We start from the raw sequence: 24,982 nt of genomic DNA, 5'->3' as shown, positions 1-24,982 counted from the left end.
CCATGACGACGGCGAACCTGACGAGCCCGATGAACCCCGAGATTCTGAACGACACTGTCAGCGGCATCGATGCGCTCGCGCCCGCCGGTCTTGCCACCGCTCTTGCTCCAGCCCTGCTGGGAGATACCGCCGGCGGTCGTCCGCCCGGAACCTGACTCTTCCGCGCCCGTTCTCGAACGTGGCACGGCAGGCAGGGCCGGGCTCCCGAAAGGGGACCCGGCCCTTCTCTTTTTCCGGGCACGCACCAGTACCAGCACACGCAGCCTTGGCCGAGAGGCGAGGCACCTGAGCGCCACTCAGGACGACGCGGGTTCAAATCCCGCAGGCTGCTTACTCAAAGACATTCATGGGGACGTAGCTCAGCGGGAGAGCACTCGGTTCGCATCCGAGCGGTCCCGGGTTCGAATCCCGGCGGCTCCACTCAATCACAGTTGTTGTTCGTGTCTGTTTCAAACGCCGCGGTAGCCCAACCTGGTAGAGGCGCTGCTCTCAGAATGCAGAGGTTGCGGGTTCGACTCCCGCTCGCGGCATGGTGGTTTCGGGACGTAGCTCAGCTTGGAATAGAGCGCACGCTTGGGGTGCGTGAGGTCGCTGGTTCGAATCCAGTCGTCCCGACTCGTTGCACGCAGTGGCTGTGAGTTTCCTGGATGTAGCTCAGTCTGGCCAGAGCGCACGGTTCGGATCCGTGAGGCCGCAGGTTCAAATCCTGTCATCCAGATGTGTCGTTCGTATCAGCTCCGGGATGCGATTGGATCGCAGCACGGCCGTCTACCGTGTGAACAGGGTTCGATTCCCTGTCGGAGCGCTGGCAGCACCCCTTCAGGGATCGTGGCTTAACGGGAGAGCACTCGGCTGGCGTCCGGGCGGTCCGGGTTCGATTCCCGGCGATTCCATTCACCTCAGGCGGACATGGGGGAGCAGATTTCCACCAGCACGCCGTTGAGGTCTTTCACGTAGGCCACCGTCTGTCCCCAGGGCTTCTGCTTGGGTGGATGGACGGGGCTCGCACCCGACTGCACCGAGCGCTGGAAGGCGGCCGCGACGTCCGGAGTGACGAGCGCCACCTCGACCGCGGCGGCGGTCTCCTTCGGCCGGTGGAAGCGCACGGTGAGGCCATTGTGGGCCGCCATCTCCTCCGACGCGAAGGCCAGGGCCGTGGTGCCCGTCTCCAGCTCTCCGTACGAGTTGCTCTCGTGGATGAAGCGCCGCTTCAGGCCGAACGCCGTCTCGTAGAAGGCGATGGTGGCGGGCACATCCGGGACGTAGAGGATGACATAGCCGAGCTGCATGGGAACGCTCCGAGGAGAAGGTGAGGTACCGCCAGGAGTCGCGGGTCTCTCATGCCCCCACTGGAGCGTCTTGAAGAATTCGGACAGGCCTCATTCCAGGAGCCCGGTGGGGGACACTCCCGCCAGCTCGCGAACCTCACGGGTGAAGTGGGACTGGTCCGCGTAGCCGCAGTCGAGCGCGAGGGTGCTCAGGTCCTGTTGCCCCGTGCGCAGGCGCGCGAGGGCCCGCTGGAAGCGGAGCACCCGGGCGAGCAGCTTGGGGGCCACCCCTGCCTCCTCCAGGATATCCCGATGCAGTGTCCGCTCGCTGATGCCCAGGGTGCGGGCGAGTGAGGACATGCGCACCTGCCCGGCGGACGACTGGATGCACTGCAGGGCATGGGTGGTGCGAGCCCTCGGCATGTATCGAGGGGAGGCGTTGCGAATCGAGAGCTCTTCTTGAAGCAGAGACATGGCGTGCTTCAGCGAGCGACAGGACGACAGTCGCTGCTGGAGGGCCCGAAACACCGGCGCGCATTCCTCCACGGGGACGTTCAGGTTCCGCAGCTCGCGAGGGCTCACTCCGAGCAACGCGAGCGCCCAGCCGGGCCTGAGTCGGATGCCGAGGTTCACTGAGCCCGGCTCGAGGTCGACGAGGGCGAAGCGCTCCATGGGGCCGACCACCGTCAGACGGGGCTCGGCACCTCGGCCGACGGCGCTGGCGTCGCGGAAGTGGACGATGAGGTCCGTGCAGCCGTCGGGGAGCACCCGGTGGACGCGGGGAGGTTCGCTTGCTCCCTGGGACGTCGGGGCCACGAAGCGCCAGAAGGCGTCCACCCGGTCCGCCAGGACTCCCGAGGGCGACACCTCCGTGTAGCCGCCCAACGCCTCACCCTCGTGCATCCCACACCCTCCACATGAAGGGAGGATAGCGCTGGAGGTCGGGCCGCGCGCGGGCCTTCACGACTGGGAGAACGTGGTGACGATGCTGCAGGGCCCGCAGGCCACCGCGTACAGCATGCCGATGTCGGAGAAGCATGCGTCCTCGTCCCGGACCTGCCCGGCGGCGCGCATGGGCTCGCCACAGTTGGGGCAGTCGAAGACATCCGGTGACTGAATCCAGGAGAGGGCTCCTCCGAGCCGGTGGTGCTGTTCCCGCTCGCTCCGTGGAACGCTTCGTCGGATGCGCCCGGGGACGAGCTCCACCGTGCCCGTGGGTGGGGGGCGGATCTTGTGCGAATGCGGGGATTCAGAGACCTGGGAGACGGCCCGTCCCAGCGTTCCATCCCGTGACACCTCCACGTGCACCACGCCGCCCTGGAAGATGCAGGCGAGGCAGGTGGGCAGGCGCGTGGGCCAGGGGTGGCCCGTGGTGTCTTCATCGAGCCGGAGCGCGTCCACCAGTCCGGAACCGCAGGTCAGACAGGCGGCACCTACGGTGGGGAACCACAGCAGTCCCTTCGCCACGGGCGCGGGGCCGTCCTCGGACGCCTCGCTCGCGACACCTTCGAGACATGTCCGTGAGTACAGATACACCAGCTCTCCAGAGGGGCGTCTTCCGACATCCGCCAGGAACAGCAGGTGGAGCGCCTCGCGTTGCTCCTCTTCCCCGAGCCCGGCCATCCACTGCTCCAGGGCGCGCAGGGCCTCGGGGTGTCCGCTGCGCCCGAGCGCGAGCGCGGCGGCGGCCACCGGGTCTCCTGGGGCTCGCTCCTGTCGCCCCGCGTCCTGGTGGCTCATCACCGAGCCCACGGGAGGCCCGCCACGATTCGGCGTCCAGTCCGTGCGCAGCTCCTGGGTGAGCGCGAGGGCGCGGTGCAGCGGTGCGTCCACCCAGGCCAGGCACTCCGGCTCCTCTTCGCGGGAAAGCTCGTCGAGGTATGGGTGGAAGAGGGCGGGCTCCAGCTCGACCAGGTGGGTGAAGGGCTCCTCGGCCAGATGGGAGGTTCGCTTCAGCTCCATCAGCCCTCGGGCCAGGCGCGAGCGCTCCTTGGCTGTCAGCGCCTCGTAGTCGGTGGACTCCGGCTCCTCGGAGAGCCCCACGGTGTCGAGCAGCGCTGCTTCCCGCTCGAAGCGGGCCTCCTCCTCGGCGGCCTCCTGCTCGAACTGGGAGAGCTTGTCCTGCTCCACGCGTCCGGAGCGATTCACCACCTTGGCGCGCTCGCCACGGCCCAGCGGGTCGGGTTTGGTCTCCACGAGCCATACGTCGAGCCCTGTCTCAGGCTCGAAGTCGGTGCACGCCGAGGCGCCGAAGCGGACCTCGCCACCATCCTCCGTGCGCAGGGTGCCGATGCCGTCGACGGCGTTCCATGTGACAACGAGCGCCCGAACGGGGAGTCGATATGAACTCATGCTTGAGACGTTAAATCAGGGTTGCTCACGTGAATACACGGTTTGTCAGGAGCCAATTTTAGATGCGTCAGTCCAAGGCGAAAGGAGCGGTGACCATGCCGACGGTGAATCCGATGAGCCCGATGAATCTCAAGCGCAAGAACGACACTGTCCGCGGCATCGCCGTGCTGTTCGCGAACACCGAGCAGGACACCGCTTCTGAAGAGGATGAGTTCCTGGAAGGCATCGCGTCCTTCCGTGGAGCTCCACCCGGACTCTGAGCTTCCACGCCACGTCGACCGACGCGGCATGGCTCTCCGAGGCCGGGCTCCCAGAGGGGACCCGGCCTCTTCCTTTTCCCCGGGTCCCCTCACTCGCAGTACCCACTTGCCTCGTTCGTCTATCGGCGAAGGACACCGCACTCTCACTGCGGAAAGACGGGTTCGACTCCCGTACGAGGTACTTCCCCAAGCGGTCTCGCAGCAGCCAGTTGCCTCGTTCGTCTATTGGCGAAGGACGCCGCACTTTCACTGCGGAAAGACGGGTTCGACTCCCGTACGGGGTACTCACGCGGTTCTTCAGGTCTTGTAGCTCAGCGGATGAGAGCACTCGGTTGCGAACCGAGAGGTCGCAGGTTCGATTCCTGCCAGGACCATACGCAACATGCACGCCGAGCCAGCGGGTGACGGCAGCGGTCTGACGTACCGCCTTCGCCGGGTTCGACTCCCGGGGCGTGCACTCTCGATGCAAGCAAGGCGCGAGGAAATGCGCCCGCGCGTTGAGTCATTCATCCGGTTGTGGCAAGGAGTGACCCGCCCGCCATGGATGAGCCCACTTCAAACCTCGTAGATGTCTGCCTTTGCCTCGCGGCCCACCAGGGGCCGTGGTGGGCGAGGCCCGTCCGTGTTGCCTCGGGTCTCCACGCCGGAACGGGCGCGCCATGAGCGCCGTCACGCTGCAAATCAACCTGGCGCCCACGGACCACCCGCACGCGCGACTCATCCTGCCGCACCAGCTCCGTCAGCTCGGTCCCTCCGTGCGGGAAATCCTGCTGGTGCTGGACCTGCATCGCAGCCAGGGCAGTCGCTTCGCGGAAGCGTGGTTGGAGCGGAAGCCGAAGATGGAGGCGTTGCTCACGGAGCTGCGCGCCGCGGACCCTCGGGTGCGAGTGGTGGAGGTGGACTACTCGCCCGCCACCACCCAGGCCCTCTCCGAGCGCTTCTTCGGGGGCTCACGCCTGCCGATGAAGGACTCGCGCGGCGGCCCCTATCACTCCTATTTCTTCGGCGTGGCCCAGGCGGCGCACCGGCATGTCCTGCACCTGGACGCGGACATGCTCATTGGCGGCGGCTCACGGTCGTGGGTGGCGGAGGCGGCGGAGCAGCTCGCCGCGCGTGAGGAACTGGTGAGCTGCAGTCCGCTCTCGGGTCCTCCGAGGGCGGATGGCACCATTGGCGTGGACGCCCGCTGGTATGAGCCGGATGGCGCGCCCCAGGCGTTCCGTTTCCGTCGCTTCAGCAGCCGGGTCTTCCTGGTGGACCGCGACGCCATGACGCGGCGCCTGGGCCCGCTGCGCGCGCGACTGGCGCCCCCCATCCATGCCCTGCGGGCGCTGCGCGCCGGCAACCCCCCCTACCGGGAGCCGGAGAACCTCGTCACCCGGACCATGGCTCGCAAGGGACTGTGGCGGCTGGACTTCCTGGGCACGGGCCCTGGCCTGTGGACGCTGCATCCGCAGTACCGCTCACCCACGTTCTACGAGCGGCTGCCGGAGCTCATCGCTCGGGTGGAGTCGGGCGACATGCCCGACGCGCAGCGGGGCCAGGAGAACGTGCACGACAGCCTGGTGGACTGGTCCGATGTCCGCGCCGCGCGCAAGCGCTGGTGGCATCGGAAGTAGGAAGCTCACCCACTCGCGGCGGGACGCTCCGTGGCGCGAGCCAGCGAGGGCAGCGCGTCCGGCCGGTCCCACAGGACGAAGTGGCTGCACCCGTCCAGCGTCACCACGCTGAGCTCCGGCATCGCACGCTGCGCGCTCTCCAGCATGGAGGAGGACTCCAGCACCCGGTCCTTGCCCGGGACGAGCACCGTGCCGCGCCGAATGTTCCGGAACAGCGAAGCGTCGCGCTCCCGACTCCAGGCGCCGATGTCCAGCACGTTGGCCACCATGGTCGACACCCGCTTCGGGTTGAAGGGGAAGGCCATGATGAGTTCGCGCTTGCGAGCGTCCTCCAGCGGTCCCCAGGCGCCCCGGTTGTGGCGGGAGATGGGCGCGCGGCGCCACAGGGGAATGACGAAGGGCAGCAGCCAGACCTGCGAGCGCGTCATGCTCGTGTACGGCCGTGCTTGCGGGAGCACGGGGGCCTCCAGCACCACCTCCACGCGCTCGAACAGGTCCGGTCGCTGCTTCGCGGCCTCCAGCACGACGGCGCCCCCTCGCGAGTGGCCATGCACCCGCACCACGTCCGTCTTCGGCAGGTGCTCCAGTGCCTGCACCAGCACCGCGGCGTCGTGGGAGATGGTGCCCTCGGGCTGCGCTGGGACCTTCGCCCAGGGAGCGGGCTGCTCGCGAGGTGTGGTGATGGGCAGGTGGTAGTCGCAGCTCGTCACCAGGATGAGCTGGATGTCCGCCTCGCCGTAGTGGCGAGTGAAGTAGCGCATGTCCGCCACGAAGCCGTGCATGCCGATGACCGTGGCGCGGGGCTGCTCGCAGCGTCGCTCGGCGATGACCGCCTTGCCGACCCGGTAGACGTGCCCGTCGAAGGGCTCGCTCGGGCTGGGCGTGCCCTCCCTGCGCAGCAACCACTGCCGCAGGGCGAGCACGGAGACGGTGATGCCAGCAAGGACTCCGAATGCCACGTACATGCTTGCTCCCAAGGCGGGGTGGCGCCGGCGCCTCGCGGGGCCGGCTCAGCTCGCCTCGCGCATCATATTGCGCGCGATGACCAGTTGCTGAATCTGACTGGTGCCCTCGTAGAGTCTGAAGAGTCGCACATCCCGATAGAAGCGCTCGATGCCGTAATCCGCGATGTAGCCCGCGCCGCCGAAAATCTGCACCGCGCGGTCCGCGACGCGCCCCACCATCTCGCTCGCGAACAGCTTGCAGCAGGACGCCTCGGTGCTGATGTTCTGTCCCTGGTCCCTGCGCAGGGCCGCGTCCAGCACCATGCACCGGGCGGCGTAGGCCTCCATGCGGCTGTCGGCCAGCATCGCCTGGATGAGCTGGAACTCCGCGATGGGCTTGCCGAACTGCTCGCGCTCCATCGCGTAGCGGAGGCTCTCGCGGATGAGGCGCTCGGAGACACCGACACACACGGCCGCGATGTGGAGCCGGCCCCTGTCCAACACCTTCATCGCCGTCTTGAAGCCCTGGCCCTCCACGCCCCCGAGCAACTGGGTCGCCGGGACGCGACAGTCCTCGAACAGCACGTCGGCGGTGTGCGTGCCCTTCTGTCCCATCTTCCGGTCGGCGGGGCCGATGTGCAGCCCGGGTGTGCCTGCTTCGACGAGGAACGCGGAGATGCCACCCGCGCCCTTCTCGTCGGGGTTGGTGCGAGCCATCACCGTGAACAGCCCGGCCTCCGGCGCGTTGGTGATGAAGCGCTTGGTGCCATTGAGCACATAGACGTCACCGTCGCGCCGGGCCGTGGTCCTCAGCGACGACGCATCCGAGCCCGCGTTCGGCTCCGTCAGCGCGAAGGCGCCGACAATCTCTCCCGAGGCCAGGCGGGGCAGGTACTTGCTCTTCTGCTCCTCCGTGCCGTCCAGGATGATTCCCTGCGAGCCGATGCCGTTGTTGGTGCCGATGAGCGAGCGGAAGGCGGGCGACGTCTGTCCGAGCACGAAGGCCACCTGCACCTCCTGGCTCATGTTCAGTCCGATGCCGCCGTACTCCACGGGAGTGGACAGGCCGAACAGGCCCAGTCCGCGCATCTCCATGATGATGTCGGGAGGAATGGCGTCCTCATCCGCGACGCGATGCTCGTTGGGTATCAAGCGCTCCTTCACGAAGCGCTCCAGCATGGCGAGCAGCGGGTCCAGCGTGTCGTCCTCGCGAATCATGGCAGGGATTCCTTGTCAGCGGTGCTGGAGGGCCGCTTCGACGTTGCGGACGAGATTCACCAGACGGGGACCGATATCCAGGAGCAGTCGTTGGCGTGGGAGCAGGAAGGACGGGCCGCCACAGTTGAAGGCCAGCAAGCCGCTGCCGTCCGGCGCGATGAAGGGCACGCCCACCGCGTTGACGTCCTTGTCCCAGTCGCCGACGGAGAGCGTGAAGCCGTGCGTGCGGTACTCCTCGAGCGACTTCTCGATGCTGGCCTCGATGCGCGGCCACTTCTCCGGCTCGCGCTTCGCCATGTGTCCCATGAAGTAGCGACGCTCGCCCTCCGGCAGCGCCGCGAGAATCGCCCGCCCCATGGCCGTGGTGCCTAGCGGCAGCCGTGAGCCGATGTCGAGCCGCAGCGTCACCGCCGCCGTGGAGCGACAGTGCTCCACGTACACGACATTCAGACGGTCTCGACTGCCCAGGGACACCGGGACGTTGGCGTAGTCCGCCAGGTCCTGCATCAAGGGCCGCGCCACATCGCGCACGCCCATGTTGGACAGCGCCGCGAAGCCCAGCGCCAGCACGCGGGTGCCGAGCTGGTACTTGCCCAGTCGCTGGGAATACGTGAGGTAGCCCAGCCGCGTCAGCGTGTGCGTGAGCCGGGAGATGGTGGGCTTGGGCAGCCCCGTGCTCGCCGCGAGCTCCTGGTTGCCGAGCATGGGGCGCTGAGGCGTGAAGGCGCGCAGGATTTCCAACCCGCGCGCGAGCGCCGTCACGAACTGACGGTCCTTCACTTCCTCTTCGCCCACCTGCTCCAGCGACTCCACGTAGGGGGCACCATCGTCATTGGGAGGGGATGAGAGGGCTGCGAAGCGTCGCATAGCGGTCCTGAAAGTGCGGGATTGCCTTCACGATAAACAGACAGTACAAATGGGTCAAGGTTTGCGAAACTCAATTTCGCACAGCGAAATTAGGGAGACCAGCCCATGGCCCAGGTGCTCATTGAGAAGCCAGAGGAAGGCGTCGCATTGGTGCGACTCCATCGCCCCGAGGTTCGCAATGCATTGGGGTTGGAGCTGCGTCAGGAGCTGGCTGCCTGCTTCCTGGAGCTGGGAGCGGACACGGCCGTTCGTTGCATCGTCCTGACGGGCGGACCGGAGTTCTTCGCCGCGGGCGCGGACCTGCGAGCGCTGGCGGAGGCGACGCCCGTGGAGCTGTTGCTCCGAGACACACATCGACTCTGGCAATCCCTGGTGGAGTGCCCCAGCCCGGTCATCGCCGCGGTGAATGGCTTTGCGCTCGGGGGTGGCTGTGAGCTGGCGATGCACGCGGACATGATTGTCGCGGGCGAGGGCGCCAGCTTTGGCCAGCCCGAGATTCGTGTCGGCATCATGCCGGGCGCGGGTGGCACTCAACGCCTGACGCGGGCGGTGGGGAAGTTCAAGGCGATGAAGCTGCTGCTCACCGGCGAGCCGATGACGGCCCGGGAAGCGGAGGCGATGGGGCTCGTCACGGAGGTCGTCCCCGACGCGGAGGTGCTGGAGCGGGCGCTGGCGCTCGCGCGGAAGGTGGCGCGCATGCCGCCCCTGGCCGTGCGGCAAATCAAGGAGGTCGTCCTCGCGGGGCAGGATGCGTCGCTGTCGGAGGCGCTCTTGCTGGAGCGCAAGGCGTTCCAGCTCCTCTTCGCGACCAGGGACCAGAAGGAAGGCATGCGGGCCTTCCTGGACAAGCGCAAGCCCGCCTTCGAGGGACGCTGACATGGTCGACGTCCAATCCTCCACGCTCACGCTGGGCCTCGTCGGCACCGGGGTCATGGGTCGCGGCATCGCCCAGCTCGCCGCGCAGGCCGGAATCACAGTGCGCCTGTTCGATGCCCGTCCCCGGGCAGCCGACGAAGCCCGCGCGAGCGTCGCATCGATGCTGGACTCGCTGGCGGCGAAGGGACGCTTGTCCCCCGAGGCCGCGCGCGCGGCGACGGCTCGGTTGGAGCCGGTTCCCCAGGAGTCGTCACTCGCGGGCTGTGACGTGGTGGTGGAGGCCATCGTCGAGGACCTCCGTGTGAAGCAGGAACTCTTCACGCGCCTGGAGGGAATCGTCGGTCCTGATTGCCTGCTGGCCACGAACACCTCGTCGCTGTCAGTGACGGCCATCGCCTCGGCATGCGAGCGCCCGGGGCGCGTCGGTGGCTTCCACTTCTTCAACCCCGTGCCGTTGATGAAGGTGGTGGAGGTCATCGAGGGCGCTCGTACGGAGTCCTGGGTGGGCGAGGCCCTGGTGACGCTGGCTCTGCGTCTGGGCCACCGGCCCGTGCGTGCGGCGGACACGCCGGGCTTCATCGTGAATCACGCGGGGCGCGGCTTCGGCACAGAGGCGCTGCGCATCCTCCAGGAGGGCGTCGCCTCCTTCGCGGACATCGACCGGGTGCTGCGCGAGGCGGCGGGGTTCCGGATGGGGCCCTTCGAGCTGCTGGATTTGACGGGGCTCGACGTCTCCCACCCGGTGATGGAGTCCGTCTACGAGCAGTTCTACCAGGAGCCGCGCTTCCGTCCTTCGTATGTGCTGCGGCAACGGCTCACGGCGGGACTGCTTGGACGCAAGAGCGGACGGGGCTTCTATTCACACGAGGGGGGCAAACCTCACGTCGAACCGGAGCCCGCGATTCCGTCGGGCGAGCGTCGGCCCGTGTGGGTCGCCGCCGATGAGCCTGGCTGGCGCGACGCCCTGCTGTCCCTGGTGCGCGCGGCGGGCTGGTTCCCGGATGACGGTGAGCGACCCGAGCCGGAGTCACTGTGTCTGGTGGCGCCGCTGGGGCGTGATGCGACCACCACCGCGTTGGCGCTGGAGGTGGACCCCGAGCGCACCGTGGCCGTGGACCTCTTGTTCGGCCCGGAGCGTCGCCGCACGGTGATGACGACGCCGGTGACGCGTCAGCCATTCCTGGACTCGGCGCTGGCGCTGCTCGCGGCGGACGGCACTGCGGTGTCGCGCATCCATGACAGCACGGGCTTCGTCGCGCAGCGCGTGCTCGCCACGCTCGTCAACATCGCTTGCGACATCGCGCAGCAGCGCATCGCGAGTCCCGAGGACATTGATGCCGCCGTGACGCTGGGGCTCGGCTATCCCCGAGGGCCGCTGGCCTGGGGTGACGCGCTCGGGCCTCGCAGACTGCTGAGGGTGCTGGAGGCCATTCACTCCGCCTCCGGAGACCCCCGTTACCGCGCCAGTCCGTGGTTGTCCCGCCGAGCCCGGCTCGGTGTCTCCCTCCTTACTCCGGAGAAGTGACTCTCATGAGCGCCTATATCTACGACGGGCTGCGCACTCCGTTCGGTCGTCATGCCGGAGCCCTGGCCCCGGTGCGTCCCGATGACCTGCTCTCGGGTGTCATCCGGACGCTGCTCACTCGAGGCCCCTTCGAGCCCGGTGCCGTCGAGGACGTCGTCATCGGCTGCGCCAATCAAGCGGGCGAGGACAGCCGCAATGTGGCGCGCCATGCGGCGCTGCTCGCGGGACTGCCTCTCGAGGTCGGCGGCGTCACGGTGAATCGGCTGTGCGGCAGCGGTCTCGCCGCGGTGCTGGATGCCGCGCGCGCCGTGATGACGGGGCAGGGTGAGCTACTCGTCGCGGGAGGCGTGGAGAGCATGAGCCGCGCGCCCTTCGCGATGGGCAAGGCGGAGTCGCCCTACAGCCGTGAAGCCCAGGTCTTCGACACGACGCTGGGCGCGCGGTTCCCCAACGCACGCCTCGTGGCTCGCTTCGGCGGAGACACGATGCCAGAGACGGCGGACAACATCGCCCGGGATCTGGGCATTGGTCGAGCGGCGACGGACCGCTTTGCCCTCGCGTCCCAGCAGAAATACGCCACCGCTCAGGCGCGCGGTTTTTTCTCCGGCGAGCTGGTCCCCGTGGAACTTCCGGGCCGACGGGGCGCCGTCACTACGGTGTCGGCGGACGAGCATCCGCGCGCGGACACCACGCTCGACAAGTTATCCACACTGAAGCCGCTCGCGCCGGACGGGGTCGTCACCGCGGGCAACGCGTCCGGCATCAACGATGGTGCGGCGGCCCTGCTCGTCGGCTCCCTCAACGTGGGGGAGCAGGCGGGATGCAGGCCCCTGGCGCGCATCGTCTCGGCCGCCATCGCCGGGGTTCCGCCGCGCACCATGGGCCTGGGTCCTGTCCCGGCCGCGCGCAAGGCGTTGGAGCGGGCGCGACTGACGCTGGCCGACGTGGACGTCATCGAAGTCAACGAGGCCTTCGCCGTGCAGGTGCTCGGCTGCCTCAAGCTACTGGAGCTGAGCGAGGACGACAGCCGGGTGAATCCGAATGGCGGCGCCATCGCTGTCGGTCATCCGCTGGGGGCGTCCGGTGCGCGTCTGGCGCTGACGGCCGCGCGCCAGCTCCAGGTCTCCGGTGGTCGTTACGCGCTCGTCAGCATGTGCATCGGGGTGGGGCAGGGCATCGCCGCCGTCCTGGAGCGCGTCTGACGGCTCCGCTCATTCCTCTGACGTTGGGAGAACCGCATGCAGGTCTACGACAAGCTCTACATCCACGGTGAGTGGGTGGCGTCCCTGGGGACGGGACACATCGATGTGCTCAGTGCCTCCACCGAGGAGGTCATGGGGCGAATCCCAGAAGGCACCGTGGAGGACGTGGACCGGGCGGTGCGCGCCGCGCGTGCCGCCTTCGACACGTGGTCCACCCGCCCCGTCGAGGAGCGCGCGGCCCTGCTGCGCCGGCTCCAGGCGGGGCTGACGGCGCGGCAAGATGAGCTGGCCCGGACGATTACGGGCGAGCTCGGCATGCCCATCGCGCTGTCGAAGCCCATCCAGGTGGGCACGCCCATCGCCGTTACGGGCACCTATGTGCAGCTCCTCCAGGACCTCTCCTTCGAGGAGCAGGTGGGCAACTCCCTGGTGGTGCGCGAGCCGGTGGGCGTCGTCGCCTGCATCACTCCGTGGAACTATCCGCTCCATCAGACCATCGCGAAGGTGGCTCCCGCGCTGGCGGCGGGCTGTACCGTCGTCCTCAAGCCGAGCGAAGTGGCTCCGCTCAACGCCTTCATGCTCGCGGAGATTCTTCACGAGGCTGGAGTGCCGCCCGGGGTCTTTAACCTCGTCTCGGGAACGGGCCCCGTTGTGGGCGAGGCGCTCGTGCGTCACCCCGAGGTGGACATGGTGTCCTTCACGGGCTCGACGCGCGCGGGGCGCCGCGTGTCGGAGGTGGCGTCGGCCACCGTCAAGCGGGTGTCGTTGGAGTTGGGCGGCAAGTCGGCGTCCATCATCCTCGATGACGCGAACCTCAAGACCGCCGTGAAGCGGAGCGTCGGCAACTGCTTCCTCAACAGCGGGCAGACGTGCACGGCCCACACGCGCCTGCTCGTTCCGCGCGCGCAGCATGAAGAGGCCGTGAAGCTGGCCGCGGAGGTGGCCGCCGGCTTCACGCTGGGGGACCCGTTCAAGGGTGAGGCGAAGCTCGGTCCCGTCATCTCCGATGCGCAGCGCACGCGGGTTCGTGAGTACATCCAGCAGGGTATCCGCGAGGGCGCGAAGCTCGTCGCCGGTGGTCCCGAGCAGCCAGAGGGACTCCCGAAGGGCTACTACGTGAAGCCCACCGTCTTCGCGAACGTCACCCCGGAGATGTGCATCGCGCAGGAGGAAATCTTCGGTCCCGTGCTCGCCATCATGCCGTACGACGACGAGGACGACGCGGTCCGCATCGCGAACAGCACCATCTACGGCCTCGCCGGTGGCGTCTGGTCGGAGGATGTGGAGCGCGCGAAGCGGGTGGCTCGGCGGATGCGCACCGGTCAGGTGGACATCAACGGTGGCCGCTTCAATCCGTTGGCACCGTTCGGTGGCTACCGACAGTCCGGACATGGCCGTGAGCTGGGCCGGTACGGGCTGGAGGAGTTCCAGGAACTCAAAGCGATGCAGCTCTGACGTTCGTCCGTCGTCCCCCCTCTCGTTGTCTCCCTCCGAATCAGGAGCCCCCATGAAGGCCGCCGTGTGTTTCGAGAAGGACGTGCTGACCATCACCGACGTGAGCTTCGAGCCGCCCAAGGCGCGCGAGTTACTCGTTCGCATGGTTGCCTGTGGTGTCTGTCACACGGACCTGTCCGTGGTGAACGGCACCGTGAAGATGAAGCTCCCCTGTGTGCTCGGGCACGAGGGCGCGGGCATCGTCGAGGAAGTAGGCGAGGACGTCACCCACGTGAAGAAGGGCGACAAGGTCGTCCTCTCGTGGGTCGCGCAATGTGGGGAGTGTTACTTCTGTCGCATCCAACGTCCGAACCTGTGTGAGCTGGGCGAACGCATCAACGCGAGCAACCGGATGCCGGACGGCAGCTCGCGGCTGCGCAAGGACTCGCGGGAGCTGAATGTCTTCTCCGCGCTCGGTGCGCTGGCGGAGTACGCGGTGGTTCCCGCTCGGGCGGCGGTGCGGCTCCCGGAGGACGCGCCGCTGGACAAGGCCGCGCTGATTGGCTGCGCGGTGACGACGGGCGTGGGCGCGGTGCTCAACACGGCGCAGATGCCGCCCGGAGGTTCCGTGGTGGTGTTCGGCACGGGCGGCGTGGGGTTGAACATCATCCAGGGCGCGGTGATTGCCGGCGCGGAGCGCATCATCGCGGTGGACGTCCACCCGAGGAAGCTGGAGTTCGCCAAGGTCTTCGGCGCGACGGACGTCATCGACGCGCGAGAGACGGACCCGGTAGTGGCCATTCGCGAGCTGACGAAGGGACGGGGCGCGGACTACGCGTACGAAGCGGTGGGTCGCAAGGAGACCATCGAGCAGGCGTACCAGTGCACGCGCAAGGCTGGCACCTGTGTCGTCGTCGGCGTGGGCAGCGTGAAGGAGCAGATCAGCCTGAACGTCTTCGTGCTGCCCCTGTTCGAGAAGCGGCTGCTCGGCTCCTGGTTCGGGACGGCGGACATCCACCGCGACATGCCCCGGCTGCTGGAGCTCTACACGCAGAAGAAGCTCAAGCTGGATGAGCTGGTGACGACGACGTACACGCTGGACCAGCTCGACCGGGCCTTCACCGACATGAACAGCGGAGTGAATGCTCGGGGCGTAGTCCTCTTCTGACGCGCGGGCTCCTATTCCGCATCGTCGGCGATTCGCCAGTCCGGCCCTGGGGGAACAATCGAAGTCCCCAGGGCCTCGAGCGCGATGGCCTCCAGTTCGTCCAGTGTGTCCGCACCGCGTATCCAGTGCGGACCTCCATGCGGAGTGACGCGGGCCGCCCAGCCCCGTGGGCTGGCATAGAGCGCGACGCGCCTCTCACTGCTGGAAACGTCGAGCTCCATTGTGCCGTGCGGCGTTTCGATGGGGATGAACTTGGGGATGGGCCGGGTGCCCACGACAATCCCCGAGGTCGCGAAGAAGCGAACGTCCCGGTAGACGAAGCCCCGCTCCTCCATCCTCCGCCCCAGCTCGTCGAGACTCCTCTGCTGCTCGTCGCTCACCCGCCCCTCCTTGCTGTGTGACTCGTACTACGTCCGTTCCCAGGGAGGTGTCCCTCGGAACTGCTCGGCGAGGAAGTCGACCATCAGTCGGACCTTGGCGGAGAGGTGTCGCCGGCTGGGATAGATGGCGAGGATGTCGATGTCTGGCAGCGAGTACTCCGACAGGACTCGCACCAGGCGCCCGGCGCGAAGGTCCTCACCAATCAGGAAGCTCGGTTGCCAGATGAGCCCCCGGCCCGCGAGCGCGGCGGCCCGGACGGTGTCGCCATTGTTGCTCTGCATCACGCTGCGCATGCGCACGACCTGAGTCCTGCCCGCAGCGTCCGTGAGCGGCCACTCCTCGGCCATCGACGAGTTGCTGTATGCGACGCACACATGTTGGGAGAGGTCCTCCAGTTGCCTCGGCACACCGTGGCGGGCCAGGTACTCGGGCGACGCGCAGACCAGGTTGTGTGAAGTGGAGAGCCGCCGGCCGATGTTGCTCCCCGCTCCACCACGCGAGATTCGGATGGCCAGGTCGTAGCCCTCTTCGACGAGGTCCACGACGCGGTCGGAGAGCGACACATCCAACTCGACCTCTGGATGGCGCTCGAGGAAGACGGGCCACAGTGGCGCGAGGTGCAGGATGCCGAAGCTCAACGGCGCGTTGAGGCGCAGGCGGCCTCGTGCCTGGACGGTGCTCGCCGAAGCCAGGGCCTCGGCCTCCGCCACTTCCTCCAGGATGGTGCGCGCCCGCTCGTACAGTGCCTTGCCGCTCTCCGTCAGCGACACTCGACGTGACGTGCGGTTGAGCAGGCGCGTGCCGAGATGTCGCTCCAACTCGTGCACGTAGCGCGTGACGTTGGCCGCCGACGTGTCGAGCGCGTCCGCCGCCTGGGTGAAGCTGCCTCGCTGGACGACGGAGGCGAAGACCTCGAAGGCTCGGAGACGATCCACGGGTGCGGCCTCCCATCATTCATAAAAACTGAATGAGTCGACCAGCTTCCAACCCTTACGCCCAGGAAAGCTGAGGCGTATCTCTCTTTCATCGACGCCGGCACCTCGCCGGCCGAATCGCGGGAGAGCCAGTCATGGAACGGTTGAACGGGAAGGTCGCCATCATCACCGGAGCGAGCGCGGGCATCGGACGGGCGGCGGCGAAGCTGTTCGCGGCCGAGGGCGCGAAGGTGGTGGTGGGCGCGCGCCGCAAGGAGGAACTGGACTCGCTGGTCGCCGCAATCGTCGCGGCCGGTGGAAAGGCCGTAGCGCTGGCGGGCGATGTTCGCTCGGAAGAGTACGCCCGCGCGCTGGTGGCGCTCGCGGTGCGGCGCTTCGACCGGTTGGACATCGCCTTCAACAACGCGGGCGTCATGGGCGAGAGCGGCCCGAGCACCGAGGTTTCGGAGCAGGGCTTCAGCGACACGTTGGCGGTGAACCTGACCGCGGCCTTCCTCGGCGCGAAGCACCAACTGGGGCCCATGGTGAAGCAGGGCGCGGGCTCCATCATCTTCACGTCGACGTTCGTCGGCTACAGCTTCGCCTTCCCGGGCACCGCGGCCTACTCCGCGAGCAAGTCCGGACTGGTGGGGCTGACCCAGGCGCTCGCCGCCGAGTACGGCCCGAAGGGCGTCCGGGTGAACGCGCTGCTGCCGGGTGGTGTCGACACGCCGATGTATCAATCGGTGAACGCGTCGCCGGAGTCGAAGACGTTCATCACCGGGCTGCACGCCCTGAAGCGGGTGGCCACGCCCGAGGAGCTCGCGAAGGCGGCGCTGTTCCTCGCCTCCGATGACGCATCCTTCGTGACAGGCACCGCGACGCTGGTGGACGGAGGCGTGTCCATCACCCGGACGTGAGCCATGCACATCCAACCGCGAGGAGACGGCCCGAGTGACAGGGCCGTCTCCCAAAGACGCGCGGCCTAGAAGAACACGTGCGTGAAGCGCGCGCCGATGAACTGGCTCTTCGTCACGCCCTCCGAGACAGCGACGTCAGGCTGGAACTGGAGCATCAGCGTGGACGCCTTCTCCAGCCGGATGCCCATCGTCAGCCGCAACGACTGCACCGTGGTGCGCTTGGCGACCTCCACCTCACCCACGGGCGTATCAATCGTGCGCTTGCCGGACGCCTCGACGATGTACCCCGCGCCGGTGAAGAACGTGGAGGACAGGTCCATGCCGAAGTGGAAGATGCCGCCGAAGGACGGCGCCTGGCTCATCACCAGCTTCGAGCCACCCTCCGCGCTCGGCACCAGGAACTCGTCGTTGTCGCCCTGGAAGGCCATGCTCGCCATCGCCTCCACCGTGAAGATCTTCTTGAAGCGCTGACCCGCGACGAGCTGCGGGCGCACCACCCAGCGGTTGGCGCCGATGTTCACCAGCTTGTTGCTGTCGTACTGGCCCACCGGAACGGTGACGTAGGGCGTGAAGGCGAACCACGTATGGGTGTTGTCCTCGGGGTTCTGAACGAGCCCATATCCAATCGTGGGGATGTACGTGACGTCACCCACGCCAGAAGCGCGCAGCGCCGTCTTCGGGGCGGACGGCGTCGCGGGGTTGCCCGTGAACACCGTCACGTCGACAACTGGCAGGCTCACGTCAAAGGGGACGACGACCAGGTCACCGAACTTGAGCACGTAGGTGGCGCGGAAGGCCGCCTGGAGTTGTGAGAAGTCACGCTCGCCGGAGGCAGATACGTGACGCAGGTACATGTTGGAGATGATGCCCCGGTGCGGCACGAAGAAACCGGCCTCGTAGTCACGCAGGTCCGCCTGCTGGGCCTGGGCACCGGTGGCCGACAGCAACGATACGAACAGGACAGTGAGCAGCACGCGCTTCATGGTGATTCCCTCCCTCATTGAACGTCGACGACTTGGATTGACTCAGTAACGGAACGGCCACGCCTGGAAGTACCGTCGGACCCGCAGCCACACGCCGAACAACCCCAGCGGCTCCAGCACCAGCACCAACACCACCACCAGCGACAGCAACACCGTCGCCTGCTGCGCGGACGTGAGCTGGTTCACCAGGGGAATCGCGCCGCCCACCGTTTCCGCCAGGGGACTCAAGAAGGTGAACGCGAGCGCGCCACTCACAGCGCCGAACACCGTGCCCACCCCTCCCAACACAATCATCGCGATGTATTGGATGGAGAGGTTCAGGTCGAAGGGCGGCTCGACGGTGATGTATTGCTGCTGGAACGCGAACATCGCCCCCGCGATACCCGCGAGGAAGGACGACACACCGAACGCCTGGAGCTTCGCCTGCGTCGTGCCGACCCCGAGCACCTCCGCCGCGAGGTCCTGGTCCCTCACCGCCATCATCGCCCTGCCACTGTCGGAGCGCTGGAGGTTCTTCGTCAGCCACACCGTGCCCGCGGCCAGGAGCGCGAAGACGAAGTACAGCTTCCGCTCGAAGGTGAAGCCCACCCCACCCACCCGCCACGTCTCGCTCAGCGAAGCCGCCACGCCCGCGTCATCGCGGAACCACCAGTACATGGGCACCGCAGTCCCGCTCAGCCCGTTCGTCACCTCTGGATACGCGAGCAGCACGTGCTGCGTGAGGAACACCAGGCCCAGCGTGACGATGGCCAGATACAAACCCTTGAGCCGCAGCGCGAAGGCGCCGATGACCACGCCCACCAGCGCGGACACGCCACCCGCCAGGGGCAGCGCCAGCCAGAACGGCCAGCCATGCTTCGCGCCGAGCACCGCCACCGTGTACGCGCCCAGCGCGAGGAAGGCCGCGTGCCCCAGGCTCACCTGTCCCGCGAAGCCGGTGAGCACCATCAAGGACGCGGCGCCGACGATGGCCACCAGCCCCAGGTTGCCCACCGTGAGCCACCGCGTGCTCACCAGCCACGGGTACGCCAGGGCGATGCTCAATGTCAGCACCACGCCGGCCCTCTGCCACAGGCCGGGAAAGAGCTTCAGGTCGTCCTCGTACCGAATCACCAGGGGGCGGGTTGGCATGATGTCGTCTCGCGGCGCGCCTAGACGCGGCGTACCTCGTGCTCGCCCCAGAGTCCGCGCGGACGCAGGACCAGGAAGAGAATCATCGCGGCGTAGGGGAAGACGGCGTGGAAGTTGTGCCCGAAGGCACCCAGGTGCGGATTCACGTACGCCTGGGACAGCACCTCCAGCAGCCCCAACATGAACGCTGCGACCACCGCGCCCACCACCGACTCCAGTCCTCCGACGATGATGGCGGGGAAGGCGCGCAGCGCCACGTAACCCAGGTTGGAGTCCACCGAGCGCGGGAACATCCCCAGGAAGATGCCGGCCACCGCGGCCGTCGCTCCCGCCAGGAACCAGGTGAAGGCGAGCACCCGGCCCACGGGGATGCCCAGCACCAGCGCCACTTCCTGATTCTCACTGGCCGCGCGCATCGCCACGCCCATCGGCGTGCGCTGCACCAGCGCGTGCATCCCGACGAGCACCACCGTCGTCGCGCCCAGGGAGATGAGTGACGACAGGAGCACGGTGGAGTTGCCCACCTGCACCTCCGCCATCGCGTCCCACGGCGTCGGCATGCCGCGCGTGTCGGTGCCGAAGGCGATGACGATGCCCGCGCGCAGGAGCAACCCCAGGAACAGCGTCAGGATGATGGTGGTGAAGACGGGCCGCCCCACCATGCGCCGCAGGACGGTGCGCTCCAGGAGCGCGGCCAGTCCACCGGTGAGGCACGCGGAGGCGGCGAGCGCCAGCCACCACGGCATCACCTCGACGAGCGCCGTCATCAGGAACGCGCCCAGGCTGAGCAGCTCACCGTGCGCGAAGTTGAAGAGTCGGGAGGCTCGGTAGACGACCGAGAAGCCCAGGGCGATGAGCGCGTAGCTCGCCCCGAGCGCCAGTCCCGAGATGCTGAGCTGGAGCAACTGCGTCATTCGCGTGTCCTCGCGTACATCTCTTCCACCAGCGCTGAATGCAGCGCGAGCACCGCCTTGCGCCGCACCTTGAGGGACGCCGTCACCTCACCCGCGTCCTGCGTCATCTCGCGCGCGAGCAGCCGGAAGGTGCGCACCTGCTCGACTCGCGCGAGTCCTTCATTGGCGCGCGCGACTTCCTCTTCGATGAGCTTGCGCACCTCGGGCCGCAGCGTGAGGTCCGTGTACGAGGTGAAGGCAATCTTGCGGCGCAGCGCCCAGTCCGCCACCGTCTCCGGGTCCACCTGCACCAGCGCGGTGACGAAGGCCCGGCGGTCGCCAATGGCCACCGCCTCCTTGATGTACGGACTGTTCTTCAGCGCGTTCTGGATGCGCTCGGGCGACAGGTTCTTTCCGCCGGAGGTGATGAGGATTTCGCGCTTGCGGCCGGTGATGCGCAGGTAGCCGTCCGCGTCGATATCGCCCAAGTCTCCGGTGTGCAGCCAGCCCTCGGAATCAAGGACCTCGGCGGTGGCCTCCGGCTTGTTGAGGTAGCCGAGGAACACGTTGGTCCCGCGCACCAGCACCTCGCCGTCCTCCGCGAGCCGACACTCCACGCCCGGCACGGCGCGTCCGACGGTGCCCAGTCGGGTGGCGCCCGGGACGTTGAGGTGGCTGGAGCCCGAGCCCTCCGTCTGGGCGTAGCCCTCGTAGATGCGGACGCCGATGCTGTCGTACCAGGCGAGCAGCTCCGGAGAGATGGGCGCCGCGCCGGAGATGGGGAAGCGACAGCGCCGCAGTCCCAGGCGCTCCTGGAGCGGCCGGTAGACGAGCAGGTCTCCGACGCGCCACACGAGCGCGTCCCACCAGCGCCGCTGTCCGGTGCGCTCCCGCTCGCGAATCCCGGCGCCCAGTCGGGTGAAGGTGTCGAAGAGGGTGCGCTTGAGCCACGAGGCATCGCGCATCTTCACCGTCACCGCCGCGTGCATCTTCTCCCAGATGCGCGGCACGCCCAGGAACACGGTGGGGGAGACCTCGGCCACGTCGTGCTGCACCGTCTCCAGGGCCTCACCGAAGTGGACCTTCCCTCCGACGACGAGCGGCAACAGCAGGCTGAACAGCTTCTCCGCGACGTGACACAGCGGCAGGTACGAGACGACGCTGTCGTCCTGGCCCAACCCGAGCTGCGCGGTGAAGGTCGCCGAGCCCTCCAGCATGTTGCGGCTGGAGATGAGCGCTCCCTTGGGCGCCCCCGTGGTCCCCGACGTGTAGATGACCATGGCCCCCTCGTCGGGCGTGCGTCGCGCGAGTTGCTCGCGGAGCCAGCCCGGCTCCCGCTCCAGCAGCGCGCGCCCTTCCTCGAGGAAGCGCTCCCACGTGCGCAGCCGTGCGTCCTCCACGCCGCGCAGCCCGCGGGGCTCGACGACGAGGATGTGCTGGACGGAGGGTGTCTCGGCCGCGACGGTGGCGACCTTGTCGTACTGCTCCTGGTCCTCGCAGAGCACGACGCGGCACTGGGCGTCGTTGAGGATGTAGGCCACGTCGGAGGGTGGATTCGTCTGATAGATGCCGACGGAACGCGCGCCGAGCGCCTGGGTGCCCAGGTCCGCGAACAGCCACTCCGGACGGTTGTCGCTGATGATGGCCACCGAGTCTCCGGCGCGCACGCCCAGCTCCCACAACATCCGCGCCGCCCAGCCGACGCGCTCCAGGTAGCCCTGGAAGGACAGCTCGTTCCAGATGCCCAGGCGCTTCTCGCGGATGGCCACCGCGTGCGGGTGTTGCTCCGCGCGTTGGAAGAGCTGGCCCGGGAGGCTCAGGGGAAGCGCCGCGTTCATGCCGCCACCGCCCCGCCCACGTACGCGCTCAGTACACGTGTGTCCTCGCGCAGCGCGGAAGGCGGCCCGTTCGCGATGACCTGACCCCGGTCCAGCACCGTCACCTGCGTGGCCAGGTCCATCACGAAGCGCAGCTCGTGGCCGATGAGCACCTGCGTCACCCCCAGCTCGTGACGGATGTCGAGCAGGTGGTTCGCCATGTCCTCCGTCTCCTCTTGATTGAGTCCCGCCGTGGGCTCATCCAGCAGCAGCAGCTTCGGCTCCATGCACAGCGCGCGGCCCAGCTCCACGCGCTTGCGGATGCCGTAGGGCAGCACCGAGACGGGCATCCACCGGTAGTGCTCCAGGTTGAGGAAGTCGATGACCTCTTCGGCCTTCTCGCGGTGGCGGACCTCCTCCGCGCGCGCCCCTCGCGTCCAGAACAGGTTGCGCAACAGTCCCGTCCGGTACTTCGGGTGACGGCCGAGCAGCAGGTTCTCCAACACCGTGAGGTGCTCGAAGAGGGCCAGGTTCTGGAACATCCGCGCCACGCCGCGCCGGGCAATCTCCGGAGGCTCCAGGCCCGCGAGCGCCTGTCCTTCCAGCTTCACGCGGCCCTCCATGTGGCGATGGATGCCGCTGATGCAGTTGAAGAGGCTGCTCTTGCCCGCGCCATTGGGACCAATCACCGCGTGCAGCGCGCCGGCCTCGATGGAGAACGAGACGCCATCCAGGGCACGCACCCCGGAGAAGGAAAGGCCCACGTTGTCGAGCTCCAGCAGTGCCATTCCTCACCCTTCACGAAAGCCAGCGCCGCTTGCGGCGATACCGCTTCAGCTCGTGGTAGCCACGCTGCCCCTCGCGTCCGAAGCCCAGGTAGAACTCCTGCACGTCGGGGTCCTCGCGCAGCGTGTCCGCGGGGCCGTCCAGCACCACCTTGCCCGTCTCCAGCACGTAGCCGTGGCTGGCCAGCGTCAGCGCGACCCGCGCGTTCTGCTCCACGAGCAGCACCGCGACGCCCTCGGCGCTGATGCGCTGAATCAGCTCCGACACCTCGCCCACGGCCTTGGGCGACAGGCCCAGGAAGGGCTCGTCCAGGAGCAGCACCTTGGGCCGTCGCATCAGTCCCCGGCAGATGGCCAGCAACTGCTGCTCTCCACCGGAGAGGTAGCCGGCCTTCTGTCGCCGTCGCTCGCGCAGCACGGGGAAGCGCGTGAAGGCGGACTCGACCAGCTCCTTGCGTGCCTGGGCGCCCATGCCGAAGCCGCCCGCCAGGAGGTTCTCCTCCACCGACAGCTCGCCGAGGATGCGACGTCCCTCGAGCACCTGCACCACGCCCGCGTGCACGCGCCCGTCGGCGGGAAGGGCCAGGAGGCTCTGCCCGGACAGCTCCACCTTGCCCTGGGTGATGGCGCCGTCGTGCATGTCGAGCAGGCCGCTGATGGCGCGCAGCGCGGTGGACTTGCCCGCGCCATTGGGCCCGAGGAGGGCCACCACGCCCTGGTGAGGAACCTCCAGGGTGATGCCCCGGAGGGCTCGCACCGCCGAGTGGTAGACGACCTGGAGGTTCTGCACGCGCAGCAGGGCAGGACTACTTGCTGTCATCGGCGGCCTTGGCGGCAGAGGCACCCAGCGCCTTCGGCGGCGCGAAGCCCGCGACGACACTCCAGCTCCCCTGGTCGAGCACGGGCTTGAGGACCCGCGCGCCGACGGACGTCTCGTAGGGGAACCGGGACAGGTCCACCGGCTCCACCGTCATGCCGCCTGCGGTGGTGCGGGTGATGCCCTTGAGCGCCTTGAGGTAGCCGGCCCGCGTGACGTCCTTGGACTCGATGGCCGCCTTGAGCGCTTCAATCTGCACGCGGCCCTGGACGTAGGAGGACAGCGTGTAGAAGTCCTTCGGCGTGTTGGGGTACTTCGCGACCAGGGCGAGGAAGTCCTTCATGCCGGGCACGTCGTCGCCCCAGAAGGTGAGCCCCGTGGCCCAGTAGAAGTTGGCGAAGACGGCGCCGGGGATGACCTTCGCGTCGAAGAAGCGGTCCACCCACGCGGGCGTCTGGCCCACCCAGGTGGGCTGATACTTGAGCTGCGCGGCCGTGCCCAGGATGGGACCCGAGGCGCTGGGCAGCACCGTGAGCAACACGTAGTTGGCGCCGGACTGCTGGAGCGCGGTGATGATGGCGGCGAAGTCCTTCTGCCCCGGCGCGACGCTCTGCTGCGAGACGATGGTGACGCCGTGGTGCTTCGCGGCCTCGCTCCAACCCTCCAGGCCGTCCTTCCCGTAGTCATCACCCTGCGCGACGATGGCGGCCTTCACCTTGTCCGCGCCGCCCGCGTGCTCCACGGCCCAGTCCATGGCGCGCATCGCCTCCATCTTGTAGGAGGCGCCAATGGGAGGCGTGTACTGGTGTCGCGCCATCTCCGAGGACTGCGACGCGGGGAAGGCCACCAGGTTGTCCGCCGTCATCTTGTCGCGCAGGGGCAGCGTGTTGGGCGTGCCGAAGCTGGTGCCCAGGAACAGCACGCGGTCGTGGATGTCGCTGTACGCCTGCACGGCGTTCTGCGGGTTGTAGGCGTGGTCCCTCTCGACGAGCTCGATGCGCCAGCCGGGCGGCAGCAGGCCGGAGTCACCCGCGTTCACCTGCTGGGCGAGCAGCCGCTTGCCCGCGGCGAAGGGCTTGCCGATGGCCGCGCCGGGCCCGCTCTCGTCATTGAGCGCGCCGATGTAGACGACCTTCTTCTCCAGGTCGACGCCCTTGTCTGTCTTGATGTCTGGTGCCGCCACGGGACGCTCCTGCGCGCCCTCCGACGGTGGTGTCGAAGCCTCTTCCTTCTTGCAAGCCATCAAACAGAAAGCTGTCGCCAGGAGTCCGACCACGAGTCGTTGCATCGCACTCTCCCCGTCAGAATCGTGGCGGAACAGTAGCCACACTCCCCTCGAAGAGGAAAGACAGTCACCCGTAATTCGATGGCTGTATTTCGCAGGGCGGAACGTCCTGGAAGGTTGTCTTGATTGTGTTTCGCACGGCGAAAATGTTTCGGGTGATGACACATTGCGCCAGGGAAACGGGGCGCGAACGAAGGCCTGTCAGGTCCGTGGGGCCAGCGCGTCGCTGGGGGCGCCCCGCATGCCCCTACCCGAACGGAATTTTCCCCGGCTCGATGCTTTCGGTGACCCTCTCCAGGAGCAGGCACACAGTCGCTGTGGCA

24 protein-coding genes and 10 tRNA genes are annotated in these 24,982 nt (G+C 67.9%); 19 read left to right on the top strand and 15 right to left on the bottom strand.

The features are described 5' to 3' along the window. Positions 1-2 precede the first annotated feature (2 nt). From HUA74_RS28285 to HUA74_RS28255, 7 genes are all read left to right on the top strand, one after another. Positions 3-155 (top strand): hypothetical protein, encoded by a 153-nt coding sequence (locus tag HUA74_RS28285; protein WP_174457030.1) that lies wholly within the window; start codon positions 3-5, stop codon positions 153-155. A 104-nt stretch (positions 156-259) separates the two neighbouring features. Next, positions 260-331, top strand: a tRNA-Gly gene (locus HUA74_RS28280). Between the two features lie 17 nt (positions 332-348). Then, positions 349-420, top strand: a tRNA-Ala gene (locus tag HUA74_RS28275). 35 nt (positions 421-455) lie between these two features. Continuing rightward, positions 456-530: transfer RNA gene (locus HUA74_RS28270), tRNA-Leu, on the top strand. Between the two features lie 9 nt (positions 531-539). Beyond that, positions 540-615, top strand: a tRNA-Pro gene (locus tag HUA74_RS28265). A gap of 28 nt (positions 616-643) precedes the next feature. Next, a tRNA-Pro gene (locus HUA74_RS28260) sits at positions 644-718 on the top strand. A 104-nt stretch (positions 719-822) separates the two neighbouring features. Then, a tRNA-Ala gene (locus HUA74_RS28255) sits at positions 823-893 on the top strand. A 6-nt stretch (positions 894-899) separates the two neighbouring features. On the opposite strand, the gene HUA74_RS28250 is transcribed toward HUA74_RS28255, so the two are convergent. From HUA74_RS28250 to HUA74_RS28240, 3 genes are all read right to left on the bottom strand, one after another. Then, complete coding sequence (locus tag HUA74_RS28250) at positions 900-1,289, bottom strand: VOC family protein (RefSeq protein ID WP_174457029.1); 390 nt, start codon at positions 1,287-1,289, stop codon at positions 900-902. 90 nt (positions 1,290-1,379) lie between these two features. Continuing rightward, positions 1,380-2,171 carry an AraC family transcriptional regulator gene (locus HUA74_RS28245; protein ID WP_174457028.1) on the bottom strand — a complete coding sequence of 264 codons (792 nt, stop codon included), beginning with the start codon at positions 2,169-2,171 and terminating at the stop codon, positions 1,380-1,382. Positions 2,172-2,228: 57 nt separating this feature from the next. Continuing rightward, complete coding sequence (locus tag HUA74_RS28240) at positions 2,229-3,620, bottom strand: hypothetical protein (RefSeq protein WP_174457027.1); 1,392 nt, start codon at positions 3,618-3,620, stop codon at positions 2,229-2,231. Between the two features lie 95 nt (positions 3,621-3,715). On the opposite strand from HUA74_RS28240, the gene HUA74_RS28235 reads away from it, so the two are divergent. From HUA74_RS28235 to HUA74_RS28210, 6 genes are all read left to right on the top strand, one after another. Beyond that, entirely contained in the window at positions 3,716-3,880 is a 165-nt protein-coding gene (locus HUA74_RS28235) for a hypothetical protein (protein ID WP_174457026.1), read from the top strand. A 108-nt stretch (positions 3,881-3,988) separates the two neighbouring features. Continuing rightward, a tRNA-Glu gene (locus HUA74_RS28230) sits at positions 3,989-4,061 on the top strand. A 30-nt stretch (positions 4,062-4,091) separates the two neighbouring features. After that, positions 4,092-4,164: transfer RNA gene (locus tag HUA74_RS28225), tRNA-Glu, on the top strand. A 16-nt stretch (positions 4,165-4,180) separates the two neighbouring features. Further along, positions 4,181-4,254, top strand: a tRNA-Arg gene (locus tag HUA74_RS28220). A 10-nt stretch (positions 4,255-4,264) separates the two neighbouring features. Beyond that, positions 4,265-4,337, top strand: a tRNA-Val gene (locus HUA74_RS28215). Positions 4,338-4,539: 202 nt separating this feature from the next. After that, the gene (locus HUA74_RS28210) at positions 4,540-5,499 is read left to right on the top strand and encodes a hypothetical protein (protein ID WP_174457025.1); all 960 of its coding nucleotides are present in this window, start codon (positions 4,540-4,542) and stop codon (positions 5,497-5,499) included. Positions 5,500-5,504: 5 nt separating this feature from the next. On the opposite strand, the gene HUA74_RS28205 is transcribed toward HUA74_RS28210, so the two are convergent. From HUA74_RS28205 to HUA74_RS28195, 3 genes are read right to left on the bottom strand one after another with little or no spacing between them, the layout of a single operon-like run. Then, positions 5,505-6,464 (bottom strand): alpha/beta fold hydrolase, encoded by a 960-nt coding sequence (locus tag HUA74_RS28205; protein ID WP_174457024.1) that lies wholly within the window; start codon positions 6,462-6,464, stop codon positions 5,505-5,507. 45 nt (positions 6,465-6,509) lie between these two features. Continuing rightward, entirely contained in the window at positions 6,510-7,661 is a 1,152-nt protein-coding gene (locus tag HUA74_RS28200) for an acyl-CoA dehydrogenase family protein (protein WP_141645108.1), read from the bottom strand. Between the two features lie 15 nt (positions 7,662-7,676). Continuing rightward, the gene (locus tag HUA74_RS28195; RefSeq protein WP_141645109.1) at positions 7,677-8,528 is read right to left on the bottom strand and encodes an IclR family transcriptional regulator; all 852 of its coding nucleotides are present in this window, start codon (positions 8,526-8,528) and stop codon (positions 7,677-7,679) included. 105 nt (positions 8,529-8,633) lie between these two features. Between HUA74_RS28195 and HUA74_RS28190 the strand changes: the two genes are divergently transcribed. From HUA74_RS28190 to HUA74_RS28170, 5 genes are read left to right on the top strand one after another with little or no spacing between them, the layout of a single operon-like run. Continuing rightward, a complete protein-coding gene (locus HUA74_RS28190; RefSeq protein WP_174457023.1) occupies positions 8,634-9,404 on the top strand; it encodes an enoyl-CoA hydratase in 771 nt (256 codons plus the stop codon). A gap of 1 nt (position 9,405) precedes the next feature. Then, positions 9,406-10,929 carry a 3-hydroxyacyl-CoA dehydrogenase gene (locus tag HUA74_RS28185; RefSeq protein WP_174457022.1) on the top strand — a complete coding sequence of 508 codons (1,524 nt, stop codon included), beginning with the start codon at positions 9,406-9,408 and terminating at the stop codon, positions 10,927-10,929. A gap of 5 nt (positions 10,930-10,934) precedes the next feature. Beyond that, entirely contained in the window at positions 10,935-12,131 is a 1,197-nt protein-coding gene (locus tag HUA74_RS28180) for a 3-oxoadipyl-CoA thiolase (protein WP_174457021.1), read from the top strand. 36 nt (positions 12,132-12,167) lie between these two features. Next, the gene (locus HUA74_RS28175; RefSeq protein WP_174457020.1) at positions 12,168-13,586 is read left to right on the top strand and encodes an aldehyde dehydrogenase family protein; all 1,419 of its coding nucleotides are present in this window, start codon (positions 12,168-12,170) and stop codon (positions 13,584-13,586) included. 52 nt (positions 13,587-13,638) lie between these two features. Further along, a complete protein-coding gene (locus HUA74_RS28170; RefSeq protein WP_141645114.1) occupies positions 13,639-14,733 on the top strand; it encodes a Zn-dependent alcohol dehydrogenase in 1,095 nt (364 codons plus the stop codon). Between the two features lie 11 nt (positions 14,734-14,744). On the opposite strand, the gene HUA74_RS28165 is transcribed toward HUA74_RS28170, so the two are convergent. Together HUA74_RS28165 and HUA74_RS28160 are read right to left on the bottom strand one after the other, a co-directional pair. Next, complete coding sequence (locus HUA74_RS28165) at positions 14,745-15,113, bottom strand: hypothetical protein (RefSeq protein WP_174457019.1); 369 nt, start codon at positions 15,111-15,113, stop codon at positions 14,745-14,747. Between the two features lie 27 nt (positions 15,114-15,140). Further along, complete coding sequence (locus tag HUA74_RS28160; RefSeq protein ID WP_174457018.1) at positions 15,141-16,049, bottom strand: LysR family transcriptional regulator; 909 nt, start codon at positions 16,047-16,049, stop codon at positions 15,141-15,143. Positions 16,050-16,183: 134 nt separating this feature from the next. On the opposite strand from HUA74_RS28160, the gene HUA74_RS28155 reads away from it, so the two are divergent. Continuing rightward, the gene (locus HUA74_RS28155) at positions 16,184-16,948 is read left to right on the top strand and encodes an SDR family oxidoreductase (RefSeq protein ID WP_174457017.1); all 765 of its coding nucleotides are present in this window, start codon (positions 16,184-16,186) and stop codon (positions 16,946-16,948) included. Between the two features lie 65 nt (positions 16,949-17,013). On the opposite strand, the gene HUA74_RS28150 is transcribed toward HUA74_RS28155, so the two are convergent. Genes HUA74_RS28150 through HUA74_RS28120 form a run of 7 tightly spaced genes read right to left on the bottom strand, consistent with a single transcriptional unit; the run spans position 17,014 to position 24,662 of the window. Beyond that, positions 17,014-17,931 carry a transporter gene (locus HUA74_RS28150; RefSeq protein ID WP_174457016.1) on the bottom strand — a complete coding sequence of 306 codons (918 nt, stop codon included), beginning with the start codon at positions 17,929-17,931 and terminating at the stop codon, positions 17,014-17,016. Positions 17,932-17,973: 42 nt separating this feature from the next. Further along, complete coding sequence (locus tag HUA74_RS28145) at positions 17,974-19,062, bottom strand: branched-chain amino acid ABC transporter permease (RefSeq protein ID WP_174457015.1); 1,089 nt, start codon at positions 19,060-19,062, stop codon at positions 17,974-17,976. A gap of 20 nt (positions 19,063-19,082) precedes the next feature. After that, the gene (locus HUA74_RS28140) at positions 19,083-19,976 is read right to left on the bottom strand and encodes a branched-chain amino acid ABC transporter permease (RefSeq protein WP_174457014.1); all 894 of its coding nucleotides are present in this window, start codon (positions 19,974-19,976) and stop codon (positions 19,083-19,085) included. Further along, positions 19,973-21,793 (bottom strand): long-chain fatty acid--CoA ligase, encoded by a 1,821-nt coding sequence (locus HUA74_RS28135; RefSeq protein WP_174457013.1) that lies wholly within the window; start codon positions 21,791-21,793, stop codon positions 19,973-19,975. The genes HUA74_RS28140 and HUA74_RS28135 overlap by 4 nt, the downstream gene beginning before the upstream one ends. Further along, positions 21,790-22,560: an ABC transporter ATP-binding protein gene (locus HUA74_RS28130; protein WP_141647711.1), complete on the bottom strand. Its 771-nt coding sequence runs from the start codon at positions 22,558-22,560 to the stop codon at positions 21,790-21,792. The genes HUA74_RS28135 and HUA74_RS28130 overlap by 4 nt, the downstream gene beginning before the upstream one ends. 10 nt (positions 22,561-22,570) lie before the next feature. Beyond that, on the bottom strand, positions 22,571-23,377 hold the full coding sequence (locus tag HUA74_RS28125; protein ID WP_141647712.1) for an ABC transporter ATP-binding protein: 807 nt from the start codon (positions 23,375-23,377) through the stop codon (positions 22,571-22,573). After that, positions 23,364-24,662 (bottom strand): ABC transporter substrate-binding protein, encoded by a 1,299-nt coding sequence (locus HUA74_RS28120; protein WP_174457012.1) that lies wholly within the window; start codon positions 24,660-24,662, stop codon positions 23,364-23,366. The genes HUA74_RS28125 and HUA74_RS28120 overlap by 14 nt, the downstream gene beginning before the upstream one ends. Positions 24,663-24,982: the final 320 nt, after the last annotated feature.

Source organism: Myxococcus sp. CA051A, assembly GCF_013336705.1.
Taxonomy (GTDB): domain Bacteria; phylum Myxococcota; class Myxococcia; order Myxococcales; family Myxococcaceae; genus Myxococcus; species Myxococcus llanfairpwllgwyngyllgogerychwyrndrobwllllantysiliogogogochensis.
This window is presented reverse-complemented; position numbering and strand designations above follow the sequence as displayed.